This window comes from Acidovorax sp. NN32 (genome assembly GCF_057597245.1).
In genome coordinates this window covers 3,400,222-3,418,342 of sequence record NZ_CP199679.1, presented here as the reverse complement: position 1 = coordinate 3,418,342, position 18,121 = coordinate 3,400,222, and the positions used below count along the sequence as shown (strand labels likewise).

The following is an 18,121-nucleotide window of genomic DNA, read 5'->3' as shown; positions in this document are numbered from 1 at the left end:
CATGAGCTTTGTTTCCATACTTCCCACCTTGTTGTTCATCGCCCTGGGGCTGGTCATGTTCGGCCTGGGCCTTTCGCTCACGGTGGGCGACTTCAAGCGCCTGCTGCAGCATCCGCGTGCCGTGGTGCTGGCCCTGGTGCTGCAGGTGCTGGTGCTGCCATCGGCCTGTTACGCCCTCATCGTGCTGCTGGGCGTGGCGCCGCTCTACGCGGTGGGGCTGATGCTGCTGGCGGCTTCACCGGGTGGGGTGTCGGCCAACCTGTTCAGCCACCTTTTTGGTGGCAATGTGGCGATGAACATCTCGCTCACCGCCATCAACACCGTGTTGTCCATCGTGAGCCTGCCGCTCATCACCAACTGGGCGATCAACACCTTTGCGCACACGGGCCAGGTGGTGCCGCTGCAGTTTGGCAAGGTGGTCGAGGTGATCATCATCGTGCTCGTGCCGGTGGTGCTGGGCATGGCGGTGCACCGGCGCGCGCCGGCCTTCAGCGCCCGCATGGAAAAGCCCATGAAGATTTTCAGCGCCGTGGTGCTGGCCGCTTTTGCGCTGATTGCGATTGCCAAGGAGTGGACGGCGCTGGTCGAGTCCTTCGCGGGCATCGGTCCGGCCGTGTTGTTGTTCAACGCGATCAGTCTTGCGTCGGGGTACTACCTGTCGCGGGCGGCGGGGCTCGACAAGTCCATGGCCACGGCCATCAGTTTCGAGATCGGCATCCACAACTCCACGCTGGCCATCTTCATCGCGCTGTCGGTGCTGGGCAACTTTCAGCTGGCACTGCCTGCGGCCATCTACTCGGTCAGCATGTACATACTGGCGACGCTGTTTGGTGGTCTGGTGCTGCGGCGTGGTGCCCAGCCAGCAGCCGCCGTCAGCGCCTGAAACCGCATTCTGGCGTTGTGGCTCAGCGTGCGCCCACGGGCACGTAGGCGTCGCTGTGCTGGGTCAGCCACTGCTGTGACAGGTCTGTGCCATGCTGGCTGGGGTGAAAGTCTGGCCGCAGGTACTGCCGCCATGGACGCCAGGTTTCGCGCACGAGGCCACCCCGGCCAAACAGCGTGCGCGCCGCACTGGCCCAGGTTGTCCATTTCCACAGCGTTCCGTCGCGGCGCAGGTTCAGCACCGTCTGGCGCAGGGCGTCGCCCAAGAAGACGAGGGTGATGCGGCGGAACCAGGTGATGCGCCACTCGTGGTTGCCGCCCAGCGCCTGGTAGATGTCGAACGCCGTGTTCTTGTGCTCGGCCTCTTCGGCGCAGTGCCATTGCCACATCGTGGCCAGGCGGGGTTCGGCGCCCGCCAGTGTTTCGGGGTGGGCCAGCAGCCATTCGGCCAGCAGCGCGGTGAAGTGCTCGTTGGCAGCCGTCACGGCCAGGGGGTGGCGTGGGTCGGCTCCGGCAAAAAGCTTCATGCGCTCCTGCGCGCGGGACGCCCATTCGTTGACCAGGCCCTGCTTTTCGAGGTGCCCATTGAACAGCGCATGGATGCGGCGGTGAGTGGCCTCTTGCCCGACGAAGCCGCGCACCTCGTCGGCAAATTGCGCGTGTTGCTCGGGCGGCATGGCTTTGTGCCCGCCCTTCACAGCGTCGATGAAGAACTGTTCGCCCACCGGGAAGCTCATCGACAGCGCATTGAAGAACGCCGTGCGAAACGCATCGCCGCCGCACCAGTGGCGGTCAAAAGGCGTTTCCAGGTCAATGAGCAGGCGTCGCACGACGAGTTCGGTCATGGGGATGGATCTCCGGGAGCTCGGTAAAAAGATAACGTCTTTGTGGTTTGGTACGTTGTAGTACCAGTGGTGAGGGATCATGGGGTGCGCATGTGGTACTGTCAAGTACCTGTTAACCCCAAGGGAATCTGCCAGCATGACCGCACTGCAAGCCGCCCCCCGACCTGGCGCCACCGAGGGTAGGGAACATCGGGATCGCCTGCTGCAGGGCATGGCCCGCGCCGTGGCGACCAAAGGCTATGCCGACACCACGATTGCAGACATCGTGCGCGAGGCTGGCGTCTCGCGGCGTACTTTCTACGAGAACTTTGCCGACAAGGCCGAATGCCTGACAGCGCTGTACGAATCGGCCAGCGGCAACGCACTGGCGGTGCTGCGTGGCGCCATCAACCCCCAAAGCGATTGGCAGGCCCAGGTGGAGCAGGCGCTGTCGGCGTACTTTGGTGCGCTGGCCTGCAATCCGGTTCTGCTGCGCACTCTGTTCATTGAAATCCTGGGCCTGGGCATGCCCGGCCTGGCCGCGCGGCGGCGCGTCAACCAGCAGTTGGTGGACCTGATGCTGGAGGTGGTGAACAACCGCCCGGGGGCGCCCCTGCGCAAGGCCCCGCTGCAGCCCATGATGGCCATGGCGGTGGTGGGAGGTATCAACGAGATGGTGCTCCAGTCCATCGAGCAGGGGCGCGCCGGACAGCTGCAGGAGCTGGTGGCGCCCGCTGCATCGCTGCTGCGCGCGGCCACCTCGACGGATCTTTGACCGTTCACACTTCGTTGGCGATCTCGATCAGGTTTTCGTCCGGGTCATAGATGTAAACCGACAGCAACTTGTGGCACGCTCCCGTAGCACCCACCGGGCCTTGCACGATGGAGACGCCTTCAGCTTGCAGATGTGTCACCACTTCTTCCAACGGGGTTTGCGTGAGAAAACACAGGTCGGCAGAACCCGCGGTGGCATGTCGCACGTTCGGGTCCACCACCGTGCCTACTTCGTGCAGATTGATCTTTTGATCGCCGAAGTGCAGCGCATACCGCCGGGGCTTGAACTCCCGCGCAGTCATGCCAAGCACACGCTCATAGAACGCGATGGTTTTTTCAATGCTGGCAACGGTGAGTACAACGTGGTCGAGCGATTCCAGAACAATGGGCATGGCGTGTGGCGGGATGGTCAGACGGTCGGATGATTGTGCGCCAGCGTTGTGGGGCGGAGCCATCGTTTGTTGGCTGCAAAGAGCCCTGTCAATGTCAACCCGGCCACCATCGCCATGAGCCAATGCAGGGGCGGCAACGGCGCAAACTTGAAGGCTGAGGCCAGCCAAGGTACTGTGGTGATGGCAGTCAGCGCCGCCAGTGTGCCGCCCAGCACCCACAGGCTGACGGGTGTGAGGCCCGCCCACAGGCTGCGCCAGCTCGTCTGGTTGCTGCGGCTGGGCAGGATGAGCGCTGCGTTGGCAGCCACCAGCACCACGAAGGCGACCGTGCTGGCCGTGGCGGCATGCGCGGCCTGGCCCAGCAGCCAGGCATAGAGGCCCACCACGGCAGCCGTCACCACGCCGCCCTGCACGAGGCTCAGCAGGATGTGGCGGGTTGAAAGCAGGGGCTCATCGGCGCGGCGCGGCGGCTGCTGCATAAGGTCGGCCGCACCTTCCTCGGCCTCAAAGACGATGGAGCAGGCCGGGTCGATGACCAGTTCCAGAAACGCAATGTGCAGCGGTGCCAGCACCAGCGGCAGCCCAAACAACACCGGCAACAGCGCCAGCCCGATGATGGGCACATGCACGGCGAGCGTGTAGACCATGGCCTGGCGCAGGTTGGCAAAGGTCTGCCGCCCCCGGTGGATGGCCTGAACAATGGCTGCGAAGTCGTCGTGCAGCAGCACCAGCGCTGCGGCCTCGCGCGCCACGTCGGTGCCGCGCTGGCCCATGGCGATGCCGATGTGGGCGGCCTTGAGGGCGGGGGCGTCGTTCACGCCATCGCCCGTCATGGCCACCACCTCACCCTGGGCCTTGAGGGCTTCGACCAGCGCCAGCTTCTGGTGCGGCTTGATGCGTGCAAACACGCTGATCTGCCGGACTTTGCCGGTGAGCATGTCGGGGGACATCAGGGCCATTTCATCGCCGGTGACGACCTGGTCGTGGGCGATGCCCGCCTGGGCTGCAATCGCGCGTGCGGTGCGGGGGTGGTCGCCCGTGATCATCACCACGCGGATACCCGCCTGGTGACACTCTGCGATCGCCTGGGGCACCTCGGGTCGCAAGGGGTCGGCCAGGGCCACGAGGCCCAGCCATTCAAAGTCAAAGTCGTGCTGAATGCCTGGCCAGTCGTCTTGCACGCGGTGCCGGGCCTTGGCCACGCCCAGCACCCGAAGGCCCCGATCGGCCAGCCGGGCGGCCTGGGCGCTGACGGTGGCGCGCTCGGCGTCAGACAGATGGCACAGGTCGGCCACGGCTTCAGGCGCACCCTTGGTGGCCACGGTATCGTGCGCGGATGTGCCGTCGCGCCACAAGTGGCTCATGGCCAGCAGCTGGGGCGAGAGCTCATATTCGCGCGCCAGCGACCAGGCGGGGTGCAGGTGCTCGGTGCCTGCCAGATGATTCCCCGCCATGCGGTGAAAGGCCTGCTCCATGGGGTCGTGCGGTTCGATCTCGCTGGCCAGCACGGCGTATTCGAGCAGTTCGTGGAAGGCCTCTGGCAGTGCCGTGCCACCTGCCTCGGCTGCTTTTTCGGGCAGGTTCTGCACATCCAGCTCCTCGCCCGCAATGCACAGTGCGGCCACGGCCATGCGGTTTTGCGTGAGGGTGCCGGTCTTGTCCACGCACAGCACGGTGGTCTGCCCCAGCGTTTCGATGGCGTTGAGCCGCCGTGTCAATACCTGCTGCGCCGCCAGCCGCCGTGCAGCCAGGGCCAGGAAGACGATCATGATCACCGGCAGCTCTTGCGGCAGGATGCCCATGGCCAGGGTGATGCCTGCCAGCACGGCTTGCAACGCGTCGCCGCGCAGTGCCCAGAACAGGGCCACCAGCAGCACGCACAGCGACAGGCCGATCAGCACGAGCTTGTGGGTGAGCCGTGCCATTTCTTCACGCAAGGGCGAGGCCTGCAGCGCAATGGTGTCGAGCGACTGGCCAATGCGGCCCAGTTCGGTGTGGCGTCCCACGCCAGTCACCCGCAGCAGGCCCTGGCCGCTGACCACCAGCGTGCCTGCAAATACCTTGTCGGCAATCTGCTTGGCCACGGGCTCGGACTCACCGGTCAGCATCGATTCGTTGGTGGCCAGTTCGTGCGCCTGCAGCAGGGTGCCGTCAGCCGGGATGCGGTCGCCCTCGGCAATCATCAGCAGGTCCTCGCGCACCACATCGCGGCCTGCGATGCGCACCATGGTGCCGCCTCGCAGCGCCAACGCGCGGGGGCTGGAGAGGTCGCGCAGGGCGTTCAGCGCGTTGTCGGTGCGGCGCTCCTGCAGCACCGTGATGGTCATGATGATCACCACAAAGCCCAGCAGGATCAGGGCCTCGTGCGCGTCGCCCATTGCCAGGTAGATGCCGCCTGCGCCCAGCAGCAGCAAGAACATGGGCTCGCGCACCACGTCCCAGGCCATGTCGCGCAGCGTGCGGCGCTGGCTGATGCCCAGTTCGTTGGGGCCTTCTTCACGCAGGCGCTGGACGGCAACGGCCGGGTCAAGGCCAGTCGGTGGGGGTTGTGCGGGCATCTGGGGGCGTGGGGAGTCTTGAGGCGATCTTTCTTATACCTTTGATCGGTGAAAGTGTCAGTGTGCTGGTGCAGCTGTTTCCCAGATCACACCTTGCACCTCACACCTCGCACAGCACAAAGTCTGCCTTGCCCACATTGCACTCAGGACACCGCCAATCGTCGGGCACATCGGCCCACAGGGTGCCTGGCGCAATGCCCTCATCGGGCAAGCCTGCAGCTTCGTCATAGATCCAGCCGCAGACCACGCACATATAGATTTTCATGGGTTGATCCTGAAAGTTGTTTTGACGGGCTTCAGTCGTCATCGTGGTGTCTGCTGCGCTCGCTCGTCGTGCCGCTGGCAATCAAACCATTGGGCGATTGCTGCCACTCCCATGCGCCAAAGGCCAACACTGCCAGCAGCAGCGCGGCCGCCAGCCAGGTGCGGTTTTTCTGTACCAGGTTGGGCCCGGGGCCTTCCACGCGCCCGGTCAGCATGGGCAGCGCCTGATTCTTGCGCCGCAGCATGCTCAGGCCGGCAATCAATGCGAGGTGGGCCAGCACGACAAACAGCATGGCTTCTCCGAAGAACTCGTGCACTTCTTCGATCCAGTCGCCACCCAACACGTCGCCCCAATCGTTGTAGGTGGCATAGCCGCTCAAGGTGATAGGAACGACCAGGACCAGCAGCAGCACCACCGCGAGTGTCATCAGCATGTTTTGCCCCTGGCGCCAGTTCACCTGGCTCACCTGGCTGGCAGAGCGTGCTTGGGACAGGGTGCGCAGCCATGCGGGAGCCCCGGCCAGCTTGCGCCACAGCAGGCCCAGGCCCGAAGTCCGCGGGCCAAAGATTCCGTACAGCACGCGAAAGCCCAGCAGGCCCGCCATGGTGTAGCCCAACGTGACGTGCAGCAGCCGCCAGTGCTCGCCATCGGCGGTGGCGTAGGCACCCACAAAGCAGAGCGCAAACAGCCAGTGGAACATGCGCGTGGGCGCGTCGGTGACCCGGCGGCTGGGGCCCTTGGCAGCGGCTGGCTGCGCTGCGGCGCTGGCGGGTTGGAGGGAAGGGGTGTTGTTCATAGTGTTTTCCTTGATGGGATGCATCTCAGATTCACCGCTCTCAGTCGTTCCAGGCGCGGCGTGATCGGGCATCCAGCCCCGCCGGCATGCGCAGGTCGTGGTCGTCAAATTGCCCTTGGTCGGCACCCGTGTGGCAGGCCGCGCAGTTGGCGGCGCTTTTCACGCTGGCAAGCTTCCAGGCGGCGGGCTCGATCTTTCGGTGTTTGCGCTCAAACCAGGCTGAGCGGGTGATGCGGTCCTCGGGGGGCTCCTCGTTCACGCGCTTGTAGGTGCCGGCGTGTGCCTGCAGCCACTGGTTGAGCTGGCGCACGGTGGCCGCGTCCAGCGATGCGTCGGTGCCATAGTGCTTGTCGAGCCCCGTCATCACGCGGTTCCACGACGCGGCGGGCAGCAGCCCGGGTGGGTAGGCGGTGTGGCAGGCGGCGCATTCCTGCGTGTAGGCGCTAGGCACGTTGCGGGGCATGGCGCGCCCGCTGTCGGCGTGGGCGCTGGGGATCGCTTGCAGGGCCAGCATGCACAGTGCTGCGGCCGTGGCGGCGGGGCGAATGGGGGCAAGTTTTTTCATGGTGCTCCGATTCAAGGCTTGAGTGCGTTGAAGGCGCTAACGTAGGCCAACACATCGGCCTTTTCCATGGCAGTGCATTCGCGGCTCAGCACGTCGTTGCAGTTGCGGCGAAACCATTTGTCCACCTTGGCGGTGTCGGTGAATGCCTTGGGGTTGAAGGCAGGGGCCAGGGGCGCTATCGACTTGCCGGTGCTGGCGTGTTTGCCCTGCGCGGTGGGCGGCGTGCCGTGGCAGGATGCGCAAGACCACTCGCCACCGTGGCGGGTGGTGAAGAACACCTTGCCCTTGTCGGCATTGCCGGGGCTGCCTGCCTGTGCGCTCCAGTGCGCGAGCTGCTGGGCGGCGGTGGTGTCGGCGGCGTGGCTGGGGCTGGCTGCGGCCCAGAGGCACAGTGCAGCCAGGGCCAGAGTGCGAACGGTTGTCATCGTGGTGTCCTTGTAGGTGTTGGTTGTCCTATGCAGCCATTGTTGAATCCCCAGTCTGAACGGCGCGTGAAAGGGCTGTTCATCGGCCGTTCAGACACTGCGCGGGACAATGCACCCATGCTTTTTTCCCCCCACCGTGCTTCAGAGCGCTGCCACGCCATGCGCTGGGGCGCGGCGGCTTGTCTGCTGTGGGCGGCAGCGGTAATCACGCCAAACGCCTTGGCCAGCGGCAAGGACGACCACGACCTGGCCCGCCAGGCCGTGCAGGCGGGCCAGGTGCTGCCGCTGCCTGCAGTGCTGGAGCGCCTGCAGCGCGAAGTGCCTGGCCAGGTGCTCGAAGTGGAGCTGGAGCAGGAGCAGGAGCGGGATCGCTGGATTTACGAGATCAAGCTGCTCACACCTGTGGGGCAGTTGACCAAGGTCAAGCTCGATGCACGCACGGCCGAGGTGCTGCGCGTCAAATCGCGCGACGATCAACGTACCGGCCGAAAACACCGCTAAGACTGCCCCGCGTGGGCTCGTGCCCATGCAAGCAGACGAGGCTTCCAATCGCCCGATTTCGCTCCAACCCTTCGGGCAAGGTACTTGTGCGACCCTAAAAAAACACTGAACAGGTTCTAAAGCCCATGCGCATCCTCCTCGTAGAAGACGACACGCAGCTGCGCACCCAGTTGCGCACCGCGCTGCAAGGCGCGGGATACACCGTGGACGAGGCCGACAACGGGCGCGACGCGCAGTTCCTGGGCGACACCGAGGCCGTGGACGCCGTGGTGCTGGACCTGGGCCTGCCGGTGGTGGATGGGCTCACGGTGCTCAAGCGCTGGCGGGCCGAGGGGCGCAACATGCCGGTGCTGATCCTCACCGCGCGGGACAACTGGCACGAGAAGGTGGCGGGCATTGATGCGGGTGCCGATGACTATCTGACCAAGCCCTTTCACCTCGAAGAGCTGCTGGCACGCCTGCGCGCGCTGATCCGCCGCGCCAGCGGGCTGGCGTCTGCGGTGCTGCAGTGTGGCGACTGGTCGCTGGACACCCGCAGCGGCCGCGTCACCTGCGCAGGGCAGCCCGTGGCACTCACGGCGCACGAGTACAAGGTACTCGACTACCTCATGCACCGCCCTGGCGTGTTGGTGTCACGTGCAGAACTGACCGAACACATCTACGCGCAGGACTTTGACCGGGACTCCAACACCATCGAAGTCTTTGTGGGGCGCCTGCGCAAAAAACTGCAGTCGCCGTCGGCCAGCGCGGCCCGTATCGAGACGGTGCGTGGCATGGGCTACCGCCTGGTGCCGCCGTGAACCGGGGCGGCTTGCACTGGTCACGCTCCCTGCGGTTTCGGCTACTGGCCGTGACCGTGGCGGGGCTGACAGTGGCGGTGGTGCTGGCGGGCCTGGTGCTGAGTGGGCTGTTCCGCGAGCATGTGCAGCGCCAGTTCGAGGCGGCCCTTGTGCAGCAGCTGGACCAGGTCACGGCGCGGCTGGAGTTTGATGCCCAGGGCCAGCCTGTGATTGCTGCCCAGTCGCTGTCGGACCCGCGCTGGCTCAAACCCTATTCGGGCCTGTACTGGCAGGTGGACGCCATGGCGCCCGATGGGCGTGGCCGGGCCGGGGTGCTGCGTTCGCGCTCGTTGTGGGACACCAGCCTGACGCTCCAGGTGGATGCGCTGGCTGACGGTGCCGTGCATATGCACGAAGTGGCAGGCCCGCAGGGCGCGCCGTTGCTGGTGCTGGAGCGCACCGTGCGTGCCGAGGGCGTGGATGCAGCACGCTGGCGCCTGATCGTGGCGGCCGATCTGCAGGCCACCCAAGCGGCCACCGCGCAGTTCACGCGCGTGCTGGCGCTGTCGCTGGCGGCCCTGCTGGTGCTGCTGGCAGCGGCCGCGTGGGCCCAGGTGGCCGTGGGCCTGCGGCCTCTGCAGGCGTTGCAGCGGGGCTTGCAGGATGTGCAGCAGGCACGCACCACACGGTTGCAGGGCGCATTCCCTGCCGAGATGCAGCCGCTGGTGGATGACTTCAACGCCGTGCTGGAACGCAATGCAGAAGTGGTGGAGCGCGCGCGCACCCAGGCAGGCAATCTGGCGCATGCCCTGAAAACCCCGCTTTCGGTGCTGGAGAACGCGGCCTGCGCGCCAGCACCCAGTGATGGCGCAGCGCTGGCTGCACTGGCGCGCGAGCAGGTGCAGGTGGCGCGGCGCCACATCGACTGGCACCTGGCGCGGTCTCGCGTGGCTGCATCGGCACACCTGCCGGGCCAGCGCACGGCGCTGGAGTCGGTGGTGGGCGGACTGGTGCGCGTGATGAACAAGGTGCATGCCGGGCGCGGGGTGGACATCACGGTGGCGCTGCCCGATGCCCCGCTGTTCTTTGCGGGCGAGGCGCAGGACCTGCAGGAAATGCTGGGCAACCTGCTGGACAACGCCTGCAAATGGGCGCAGTCCACCGTGCGCTTGCAGGCGCAGGTCCTTGGCGGGCAGCCGTCCCAGATGGTCGTCAGTGTCGAGGACGACGGCCCCGGCATCGGTGCAGCGCAGCGTGCGCAGGCGGTGGAGCGTGGCGTGCGGCTGGACGAAACGGTGCCGGGCACGGGGCTGGGCCTGGCCATCGTGCAGGATCTGGCGGCCCTGTACGGCGGGCGGCTGGATCTGGAGCCTGCCGACCTGGGCGGCCTGCGTGTGGTGCTTGTGTTGCCCGCCGCTCGGGAGACGGCGTAAAAAGCCCGCCTGTCAGCGAGAGAGGCGTAAAAAAGCCCGCCGAAGCAGAAGGACGTAAAAAAGCCCGCCGAAGCGGGCTAAGGCCCTGACAAATCCCTTCAATCTCTCGAATGTCGCAAAGCCTTGGACTGGACGCCCCCAGCGTAGCACCCCCGTTGGAGTTTGACTACCCGGGGAACACCAGGGTGTGCCGCGAAGGTGGCGGGCCTTGGCCGGATGGCCAAGGAGATGGGATATTAATTTTGATTGAAAATGGGCTCTAGCGCTTATCCATCAAGCGTTATAAGCTATTTTTTTAGGAGTAAATTCATAGCCTGCTCTCCACGCTGTTGCGCATGGCCGCCTGTGCCACGGCGTCCAGGGCGCCGTCCACCACAGTCTGCTCGGTTAACACCTGCACGGCGCCCTGGTGGAAGAGCCGCTCCAGCAGCCGCAGAGTCATCGATTGGGTCCGGCCCGATGCGCTGGTGAAGAGGAAAAGCTGGCCTTGCGAGCCGATCCAGGACAGCTGGGTGCGTTCCCACTGGCCTGCCACTTGCAGGTTGACCCAGGTCCCAACAGCCAATGGGGCCAAGGGCGCGCTTGAGGCCAGGTGGGGCAAAGTGGCCGGGCCGCTGGTGGTGCTGGTGGATTCGGGCACAAGCTCGGCGCTCTCCGATACCGGGGACTGTGAGATGTCCACATAGCCGGATTCCTTGGCCTCGGACGGGGCGACCCACGGATCGTCATCCTCCAGCGGGGCGGGCTGCGCCACAGCCGGTGGTTGGGGCGGCGGGGCGGCGGGCTTGGTGGCCACCCGGGGCCCGGGCTTGAAGGCTTGCTGGTGCAGTTCCATCAGCAGTTCGAAGACGGCCTCGGTTCGGGCGGCCGGGTAGTCGATGGACGCCAGGCCCTCGCGCAGCTTGGCCAGCAGTTTGGGCAGCAGGCGCGCCAGCTGGCCTGTGTTCGCGCGGGTCAAGGCGGGCTGCGTGCTCCAGATCAGGGCGTCCACCAGCTCCTCGTAGCGGCCTGGGTCGGCGCTGCGGGTGGTGTCGGTCAGGCGCGCCTGGGCCATGACTTGGGACCAGGGGCCGAGCAGAAAACGGGAAATTTCGTCGGGCACCTTGCCGAAATCAGGCCGCAGCGAGAGGTCGCGCGAAATCCGGGCGGCCAGCAGGTGACGCTGTTCAGCGTGCTGCAAGGCCTCGATGGCGCGCTGGCGTTCCTGTTTGCGCTGCTGGTCCTTTTCTGCCCATTTGGCGTGCAATTGCTGGAGCACGTGCTCGAAATCGTCGGGCCCGTCGATGGTGGCGGTGGCCAGCGGGCCCGCGATGTTCATGAGCGAGCGCATGAAGCTCTGGAAGCCGGGGGCTTCGGGGCTGTTGAAGGCCAGGCTGCGGTCGGTGATGTCTTGCAGCAGTCGGCGCGCGGCGTGCTCCTTGTGGCTGAAGAAACGGGGGTCGGCTACGGCCAGCTGTATCAAGGCCGGCTCCAGCGCGCGGATGAACTGTTGCACTGGCCACAGCAGCCGACTATCGCGCGCAATGTTGTCCACCATCAGCGCCACCACCTCCATGCTCAAGGCCTCTCCCAGTCCACCGGAATGTTTGCGCGGCGGGGCTGCAGGGTTGCCCTCTGTGCTGCTGCCGACCTGCTGCGGGCGCTGGCCACCCAGTCTCTCCATCATGTGGCCGATCTGGTTCATGGCCTGCAGCGCTTCGAAGGCGGCGGGCACGGTGGCTGCGAAGTCCGTGGCGGGTGGGTCGATGGGGGGAAGCTGGTTGGGGTTATCGAACTCGCGTGCGAATTGGTCCGCGAAGTTCTCGTCTGAATGGGGGGAGGGCGTGTGTGTCGGCGCCGACGTGGGGGCCGGGTTCTCGCTGAACTCGCCCAGCAGCAGGCGGCGCAGGCGGTCGAGTGTGAGCAGGGAGTCGGCGTGGCCTTCCGCTGTGGACAGGTCGTTGTCTGCTGCAAAGCCGGGGGATGCGCCGCCTTCGGTGGGCGCCACGTAGACCACCTGGCCATCGGCCTGGCGCATCGCATAGCCCACGGGCTGCACGCCGCTGAGCTTGAGCCGATCAATCTGCGCCAGATAGAGCCCCCGCAGCTCCGTGCCCAGCGCCTGGGCCATGGGGCCCATCCAGTCGTGCCGCACCTGCGGCGTGACCTGCATCTGCGACACCACGGTCTGCAGCGCCTGTAGAAAGACTTCGGGGCGCAGGGGGTTGTGCTCCGGCTGAACGCGGGCCAGGCCCAGGGCCGCGCACACTAGGGCGTCGAGGTCGGCCAGCGGCCCTTCCACGGCCGAGATCAGCACCTGCCGGGCGCGGGCGCGCTCCACGCTGTCGTTGATCTGCGCCTCGTCCATCAGTTCAAGGTCGTCGAAATGGACGGTGAACAGGGAGCGTGTGGGCTTTTCCTCGTTCTGTGCCGCCTCCTGGTCGAGTGCCTTGCGCAGCGCGTCGGGGTAACGCTCGCCCATCACGGACGTGAGCCGCGACAGCTGCTGCCGCGCTTCGTGCATGGCGTTGTGTTCGCCCGGTGTGCGGGCCTGGTCCTGGCGCGTGAGCAGGGACATGCGCGTGGCCTCGGAGACGCGCTCCATCAGGGGCCGGGCCTGTGCCAGCACGTCGCGCACGATGTGCTGGTAGGGCGTGGTGTCGCTGGCGGAGGGGGCAGGGGCCGACGGTGTGGTGTGTTTCAAGGCCATCTTCTGGGAGGACGGGAACCGGTGCCCGCCATGGTACGCGGCAAAAAGGGGCCCGCGGCCCCTTGTTTACCTGGATTCCCGGCTTGTCAGACCGGGGCTGTGGTTTCACCCACCGTGAAACTTGACCACCAGCGGCACGATGAGCAGCGCCACGATGTTGATGATCTTGATCAGCGGGTTGATGGCCGGGCCGGCCGTGTCCTTGTAGGGGTCGCCCACGGTGTCCCCGGTCACTGCGGCCTTGTGGGCCTCGCTGCCCTTGCCGCCATGGTGGCCGTCCTCGATGTACTTCTTGGCGTTGTCCCATGCGCCGCCGCCCGTGCACATGCTGATGGCAACGAAGAGGCCGGTGACGATGGTGCCCATGAGCAAACCGCCCAGCGCCTTGGGCCCCAGCAGCAGGCCCACCACGATGGGCACCACCACAGGCAGCAGGCTGGGGATCACCATCTCCTTGATGGCGGCGGTGGTCAGCATGTCCACCGCCTTGCCGTATTCAGGCTTGGCGGTGCCCTCCATGATCCCGGGAATATCGCGGAACTGTCGGCGCACCTCCACCACCACGGCTCCGGCCGCGCGGCCCACGGCCTCCATCGCCATGGCGCCGAACAGGTAGGGGATCAACCCGCCGATGAACAGGCCGATGATGACCAACGGGTCGGACAGGTCAAACGTGATGGCCTTGCCGTAGCTCTCCAGCTTGTGCGTGTAGTCGGCAAACAGCACCAGCGCGGCCAGGCCCGCCGAGCCAATCGCATAGCCCTTGGTCACGGCCTTGGTGGTGTTGCCCACGGCGTCCAGCGGGTCGGTGATGTCGCGCACGCTGCTGGGCAGCTCGGCCATTTCGGCAATGCCGCCGGCGTTGTCGGTGATGGGGCCATACGCATCCAGCGCCACCACGATGCCCGCCATGGACAGCATGGACATGGCCGCCACGGCAATGCCGTACAGGCCCGCGAGCTGGTAGGCCGACAGGATGGCCAGGCACACGAAGATCACCGGCCAGGCGGTGGACCGCATGGAAACGCCCAGTCCTGCAATGATGTTGGTGCCATGGCCCGTGGTCGATGCCTGCGCGATGTGCTGCACCGGCGAATACTGCGTGCCGGTGTAGAACTCGGTGATCCACACCAGAGCAGCCGTCAACACCAGCCCGGTGGCGCAGGCACCGAACAGCTTCATCTGGCTGCCGGTGGCGGTGATGGAGTTGTCCGGCATGATCCAGACGGTGACAAAGTAGAAGGCGACGAGCGAGAGCGCACCCGCAATCGCCAGGCCCTTGTACAGCGCGGGCATCACATTCTTCATGCCGGGCGAAGCCTTGACGAAGAAGCAGCCAATGATGGATGCAATGATGGACACGGCCCCCAGCGCCAGGGGGTAGACCACGGCGTTGACCGGCGCGGTGGCCACCAGCAGCGCGCCCAGCACCATGGTGGCGATCAGCGTCACCGCATAGGTCTCGAACAGGTCGGCCGCCATGCCGGCGCAGTCGCCCACGTTGTCGCCCACGTTGTCGGCGATCACGGCGGGGTTGCGCGGGTCGTCTTCAGGAATGCCAGCCTCCACCTTGCCCACCAGGTCGGCGCCCACGTCGGCGCCCTTGGTGAAGATGCCGCCGCCCAGGCGCGCAAAGATCGAGATCAGCGACGAGCCAAACGCAAAGCCGATCAGCGGGTTGAGCAGCGTGGCGAGGTTGACCGTGGGTGTGAGGTTGCCGTTGCCCGCCAGGAACCAGTAAAAGCCCGTGACGCCCAACAGGCCCAGCCCCACCACCAGCATGCCGGTGATGGCCCCGCCGCGAAACGCCACGTCCAGTGCCGGTCCAATGCCGTGGGTGGCCGCCTGCGCGGTGCGCACGTTGGCGCGCACCGACACGTTCATGCCGATGAAGCCACAGGCCCCCGACAGAAAGGCGCCCAGCACGAAGCCAACGGCCGTCGTCATGTCCAGAAAGATGCCAATCAGGATGGCCAGCACCACGCCCACGATGGCGATGGTCTTGTACTGGCGGGCGAGGTAGGCCGCCGCGCCGGCCTGGATGGCGGCGGCGATCTCCTGCATGCGGGCGTTGCCCGGGTCTTTGGAAAGAATCCAGCCCCGAGCCCAGATGCCGTAGGCCACCGCGATGAGCCCGCAAACGAAGGCGAGGATGAGAGGGGATGTCAGTGCTGAACTTGCAGCCATTCAATTCTCCTAGGGTTGTGTTGCACGGAGGGGGACCAACGCATCGGTGGCATCCCCGCTGCGTTGCTTCCTCGTGCTCCCCGTGCGTTGTGCGGTAGGAGTCGATTGGCCAACAGGCCCAATTTACAGGCAAACGCCGGTTTGCAAGCGGGCAGAAAGGGGCGTGCGCCTAAAATCAGGGTTAATCCCGACGGTTCGTTGCGCTGTGTCAGCGTCGGCCGCTTCGCGGGTTACCGTCAACAAACCACTCTCCAAAGACATGTCCCTCAACAACGTCCCCCCAGGTAAGAACGTCCCCGAAGCCTTCAACGTGGTCATCGAGATCCCGATGAACTCTGACCCGATCAAGTACGAAGTGGACAAGGAATCGGGCGCGATCTTCGTGGACCGTTTCATGACCACGGCCATGCATTACCCCACCAACTACGGCTACGTGCCGCAGACGCTGTCGGGCGACGGCGACCCGGTGGATGTGCTGGTGATCACCCCCTACGCGCTGCACCCCGGTGTGGTCGTGCCGTGCCGCCCGCTGGGCATCCTGATGATGGAAGACGAGGCCGGTGTGGATGGCAAGGTCATTGCCGTGCCCACCTCCAAAGTGTTGCCCATGTACGACCACTGGCAGAACATCGACGACGTGAATGCCATGCGCCGCAACGCCATCGCCCACTTCTTCGAGCACTACAAGGACCTGGAAAAGGGCAAGTGGGTCAAGGTGCTGGGCTGGGAAGGCATTGACGCCGCCAAGAAGGAAATCACGGACGGCATCGAGGCTTTCAAGAAGTCGAACGCCTGAAGAAAATTGGGTATCAAATAGCCTCAGGGCTTTTTGATAAAGCGGGATTAGCTACAAATACAATAGCCTTCCAGCGTCCCCGACAAAGCATGCGCGCCACAAGCCCGCATGCTTTTTTTTGGCCGCGCGGTGTTGTTCTGTAAGGGGAAAGCCCACTTTGCAGCGCGGCAGGCACTGCTAGACTGCATTTGGTTACAAGTATGCGGTGCTGAGCAATACAGATTGGCATGCGTCGAAGTGCCTTTTGGGCAAACGCAATGTGAAGGGTGATCCATGAGAGTTTCCGATCTGCGCATCGGTGTCAAGCTGGGAGCGGGATTTTTGGCGGTGGTGCTGTTCACCACCTTGCTGGGCGTGATGGCGCTGGTGCAGATGTCCCGCATCCACCAGGGGGCGGACCAGATCGCCACCAACTTGCTGCCCAGCGTGGCGCAAACGGGGGAGCTGCGCGTGTTGCTCAACCGCATGCGGCGCTCCGAGGCGGGGGTGGTCACCTCGCGCAGCGTGGCGGAAGTCAAGGCGTTTTCCGAGCAGGTAACCCTGCGCCACAAGGATCTGGACAAGGTCGAGGTTGCGTACGAGGCCCTCATCGACATGGACAAGGAGCGCGAGGTCTATACCGCCTACAAGCAGCGCAAAGCCGAGTACATCAAGCTCCAGGCCAAATTGCTGGAGATCGCCTCGGGCGTGGACTTCACCAACGCCGAGACGCTGGAACTCACCGGCGACGCCCTGGGCATGCTCTATGCGGGCGAGTCGGAAGCCGCTTTTGTCGCCGCGGCAGAAACGCTGGGCGAACTGCAGAAGATCAATTCCGAGGCCGCGTTGCAAGCCAGTGCCGAAGGGCGTGAAGTATTCGCCACGGCGCGCCTGTGGCTGCTGGGCACCCTGGCGGTGTGTGTGGTGCTGGCGGCGTTGCTGGGCGTGGGCATTACGCGCACCGTCTCCCGGCCGGCCCACCATGCTGTGCGGGCGGCCCGCGCAATTGCCGAGGGCGACCTCACCACCGAGGTGCCGCCTGGCGGCAAGGACGAAATGGGCCAGTTGCTCACCGCGCTCGGTGACATGCGTGCCAACCTGGCGCACGTGGTGTCCGGCGTCCGCAGCAACGCGGAAGGGGTTGCCTCGGCGAGCTCACAGATTGCCTCGGGCAACAACGACCTGTCGGCCCGCACGGAGCAGCAGGCCAGCGCGCTGGAAGAAACGGCAGCCTCGATGGAAGAGCTGGGTTCCACCGTGCGCCAGAACGCCGACAACGCCCGGGCCGCCAACCAGCTGGCGGTGAGCGCCAGCACCGTGGCCGTGCAAGGCGGCGACGTGGTGGCCGAAGTGGTCGAGACCATGAAAGGCATCAACGACAGCAGCAGAAAGATCGCCGACATCATCAGCGTGATCGACGGCATCGCCTTTCAGACCAACATCCTGGCCCTGAACGCCGCCGTGGAAGCCGCCCGGGCCGGAGAACAAGGCCGGGGCTTTGCGGTGGTGGCCGGTGAAGTGCGCAGCCTGGCAGGGCGCAGCGCAGAAGCCGCCAAGGAAATCAAAGCCCTCATCACCGCCAGCGTAGAGCGCGTGGAACAAGGCACGGCCCTCGTGGACAAGGCAGGGGCCACCATGACCGAAGTGGTGGCCTCCATCCGCAGAGTGACGGACATCATGGGAGAGATCAGCGCCGCCAGCAGCGAACAAAGCGCAGGGGTGGGCCAAGTGGGAGAAGCCGTCACGCAGATGGACCAGGCCACGCAGCAAAACGCAGCGTTGGTGGAAGAAATGGCGGCTGCTGCCAGCGCCCTGAACGCCCAGGCCGGCGAACTGGTCAACGCCGTGGCGGTATTCAAGCTCGACGCCAACGCGATGCGCAGCGCGCCAGCACCGGCACCCCGAGCGCCCATCGCTGCCCCTGCATTCACCGCCCAACGCGGTGCAGGCGCGACCAAAGGCGCCAGCAAGATCGGCAGCGCAAAGCCCGCCAAACCCCAGGCCAGCCTGGCAGCGCCCAAGGCCAGCGCGGCCACCCCTGCAGCTGCCCCTGCAGCCAGCACCAGGCCCCCGGTTGCCAGCGCGCCAGCGCCTGCAGCCGCAGCCAAGGGCGGCAACGACGACGAATGGGAGAGCTTCTGAGCGGGTATGCCAGCGCGTGAGGGATAGCGACGAGGGATATGGATAAAAACAGGCCCTGGCGCTTGCCCATCAAGCGCGGGTAGCTATCAAAGTAAAGCACGCTGAGGGGCATCCTCAGCGTGCTTTTTTGTTTT

General features: G+C 65.6%; 16 protein-coding genes. 7 read left to right on the top strand and 9 right to left on the bottom strand.

Annotated features, from left to right (window positions below):
- Position 1 precedes the first annotated feature (1 nt).
- A complete protein-coding gene (locus tag ACT89O_RS15815) occupies positions 2-883 on the top strand; it encodes a bile acid:sodium symporter family protein (protein WP_121506008.1) in 882 nt (293 codons plus the stop codon).
- A 22-nt stretch (positions 884-905) separates the two neighbouring features.
- Here ACT89O_RS15815 and ACT89O_RS15810 read toward each other — a convergent pair whose 3' ends face one another.
- Positions 906-1,727, bottom strand: a complete 822-nt coding sequence (locus tag ACT89O_RS15810; protein ID WP_487260543.1) for a metal-dependent hydrolase — start codon at positions 1,725-1,727, stop codon at positions 906-908.
- Between the two features lie 136 nt (positions 1,728-1,863).
- Between ACT89O_RS15810 and ACT89O_RS15805 the strand changes: the two genes are divergently transcribed.
- Complete coding sequence (locus ACT89O_RS15805; RefSeq protein ID WP_228897876.1) at positions 1,864-2,481, top strand: TetR/AcrR family transcriptional regulator; 618 nt, start codon at positions 1,864-1,866, stop codon at positions 2,479-2,481.
- Between the two features lie 4 nt (positions 2,482-2,485).
- Here the strand turns inward: ACT89O_RS15805 and ACT89O_RS15800 are convergent, their stop codons facing one another.
- From ACT89O_RS15800 to ACT89O_RS15775, 6 genes are all read right to left on the bottom strand, one after another.
- Positions 2,486-2,872: a VOC family protein gene (locus ACT89O_RS15800; RefSeq protein ID WP_121420501.1), complete on the bottom strand. Its 387-nt coding sequence runs from the start codon at positions 2,870-2,872 to the stop codon at positions 2,486-2,488.
- A 17-nt stretch (positions 2,873-2,889) separates the two neighbouring features.
- A complete protein-coding gene (locus tag ACT89O_RS15795; protein WP_487260542.1) occupies positions 2,890-5,430 on the bottom strand; it encodes a cation-translocating P-type ATPase in 2,541 nt (846 codons plus the stop codon).
- Positions 5,431-5,530: 100 nt separating this feature from the next.
- Positions 5,531-5,695 carry a rubredoxin gene (locus ACT89O_RS15790; RefSeq protein WP_055398177.1) on the bottom strand — a complete coding sequence of 55 codons (165 nt, stop codon included), beginning with the start codon at positions 5,693-5,695 and terminating at the stop codon, positions 5,531-5,533.
- Between the two features lie 31 nt (positions 5,696-5,726).
- Entirely contained in the window at positions 5,727-6,491 is a 765-nt protein-coding gene (locus tag ACT89O_RS15785; protein ID WP_487260541.1) for a cytochrome b/b6 domain-containing protein, read from the bottom strand.
- Between the two features lie 40 nt (positions 6,492-6,531).
- Entirely contained in the window at positions 6,532-7,056 is a 525-nt protein-coding gene (locus tag ACT89O_RS15780) for a diheme cytochrome c (RefSeq protein ID WP_487260540.1), read from the bottom strand.
- Between the two features lie 11 nt (positions 7,057-7,067).
- A complete protein-coding gene (locus ACT89O_RS15775; RefSeq protein ID WP_055398175.1) occupies positions 7,068-7,481 on the bottom strand; it encodes a DUF1924 domain-containing protein in 414 nt (137 codons plus the stop codon).
- A 117-nt stretch (positions 7,482-7,598) separates the two neighbouring features.
- Here ACT89O_RS15775 and ACT89O_RS15770 point away from each other — a divergent pair, with 117 nt between their 5' ends.
- The 3 genes from ACT89O_RS15770 to ACT89O_RS15760 all read left to right on the top strand — a co-directional run bounded on the left by ACT89O_RS15770 (position 7,599) and on the right by ACT89O_RS15760 (position 10,194).
- Positions 7,599-7,982 carry a PepSY domain-containing protein gene (locus ACT89O_RS15770; RefSeq protein WP_487260539.1) on the top strand — a complete coding sequence of 128 codons (384 nt, stop codon included), beginning with the start codon at positions 7,599-7,601 and terminating at the stop codon, positions 7,980-7,982.
- Positions 7,983-8,107: 125 nt separating this feature from the next.
- Complete coding sequence (locus ACT89O_RS15765; RefSeq protein WP_487260538.1) at positions 8,108-8,782, top strand: response regulator transcription factor; 675 nt, start codon at positions 8,108-8,110, stop codon at positions 8,780-8,782.
- Between the two features lie 11 nt (positions 8,783-8,793).
- Positions 8,794-10,194 (top strand): sensor histidine kinase, encoded by a 1,401-nt coding sequence (locus ACT89O_RS15760; protein WP_487260537.1) that lies wholly within the window; start codon positions 8,794-8,796, stop codon positions 10,192-10,194.
- A 307-nt stretch (positions 10,195-10,501) separates the two neighbouring features.
- Here ACT89O_RS15760 and ACT89O_RS15755 read toward each other — a convergent pair whose 3' ends face one another.
- Positions 10,502-12,883: a DUF1631 family protein gene (locus ACT89O_RS15755; RefSeq protein WP_487260536.1), complete on the bottom strand. Its 2,382-nt coding sequence runs from the start codon at positions 12,881-12,883 to the stop codon at positions 10,502-10,504.
- 105 nt (positions 12,884-12,988) lie between these two features.
- A complete protein-coding gene (locus tag ACT89O_RS15750; protein WP_487260535.1) occupies positions 12,989-15,070 on the bottom strand; it encodes a sodium-translocating pyrophosphatase in 2,082 nt (693 codons plus the stop codon).
- Between the two features lie 259 nt (positions 15,071-15,329).
- On the opposite strand from ACT89O_RS15750, the gene ppa reads away from it, so the two are divergent.
- Positions 15,330-15,866: an inorganic diphosphatase gene (gene ppa / locus ACT89O_RS15745; protein WP_055398170.1), complete on the top strand. Its 537-nt coding sequence runs from the start codon at positions 15,330-15,332 to the stop codon at positions 15,864-15,866.
- A 273-nt stretch (positions 15,867-16,139) separates the two neighbouring features.
- Positions 16,140-17,987: a methyl-accepting chemotaxis protein gene (locus ACT89O_RS15740; protein WP_487260534.1), complete on the top strand. Its 1,848-nt coding sequence runs from the start codon at positions 16,140-16,142 to the stop codon at positions 17,985-17,987.
- Positions 17,988-18,121: the final 134 nt, after the last annotated feature.

Coding starts and splice junctions, on each gene's coding strand:
- ACT89O_RS15815 (WP_121506008.1), top strand. CDS start 2: ATGAGCTTTGTTTCCATACTTCCCACCTTGTTGTTCATCGCCCTGGGG.
- ACT89O_RS15810 (WP_487260543.1), bottom strand. CDS start 1,727: ATGACCGAACTCGTCGTGCGACGCCTGCTCATTGACCTGGAAACGCCT.
- ACT89O_RS15805 (WP_228897876.1), top strand. CDS start 1,864: ATGACCGCACTGCAAGCCGCCCCCCGACCTGGCGCCACCGAGGGTAGG.
- ACT89O_RS15800 (WP_121420501.1), bottom strand. CDS start 2,872: ATGCCCATTGTTCTGGAATCGCTCGACCACGTTGTACTCACCGTTGCC.
- ACT89O_RS15795 (WP_487260542.1), bottom strand. CDS start 5,430: ATGCCCGCACAACCCCCACCGACTGGCCTTGACCCGGCCGTTGCCGTC.
- ACT89O_RS15790 (WP_055398177.1), bottom strand. CDS start 5,695: ATGAAAATCTATATGTGCGTGGTCTGCGGCTGGATCTATGACGAAGCT.
- ACT89O_RS15785 (WP_487260541.1), bottom strand. CDS start 6,491: ATGAACAACACCCCTTCCCTCCAACCCGCCAGCGCCGCAGCGCAGCCA.
- ACT89O_RS15780 (WP_487260540.1), bottom strand. CDS start 7,056: ATGAAAAAACTTGCCCCCATTCGCCCCGCCGCCACGGCCGCAGCACTG.
- ACT89O_RS15775 (WP_055398175.1), bottom strand. CDS start 7,481: ATGACAACCGTTCGCACTCTGGCCCTGGCTGCACTGTGCCTCTGGGCC.
- ACT89O_RS15770 (WP_487260539.1), top strand. CDS start 7,599: ATGCTTTTTTCCCCCCACCGTGCTTCAGAGCGCTGCCACGCCATGCGC.
- ACT89O_RS15765 (WP_487260538.1), top strand. CDS start 8,108: ATGCGCATCCTCCTCGTAGAAGACGACACGCAGCTGCGCACCCAGTTG.
- ACT89O_RS15755 (WP_487260536.1), bottom strand. CDS start 12,883: ATGGCCTTGAAACACACCACACCGTCGGCCCCTGCCCCCTCCGCCAGC.
- ACT89O_RS15750 (WP_487260535.1), bottom strand. CDS start 15,070: ATGGCTGCAAGTTCAGCACTGACATCCCCTCTCATCCTCGCCTTCGTT.
- ppa (WP_055398170.1), top strand. CDS start 15,330: ATGTCCCTCAACAACGTCCCCCCAGGTAAGAACGTCCCCGAAGCCTTC.
- ACT89O_RS15740 (WP_487260534.1), top strand. CDS start 16,140: ATGAGAGTTTCCGATCTGCGCATCGGTGTCAAGCTGGGAGCGGGATTT.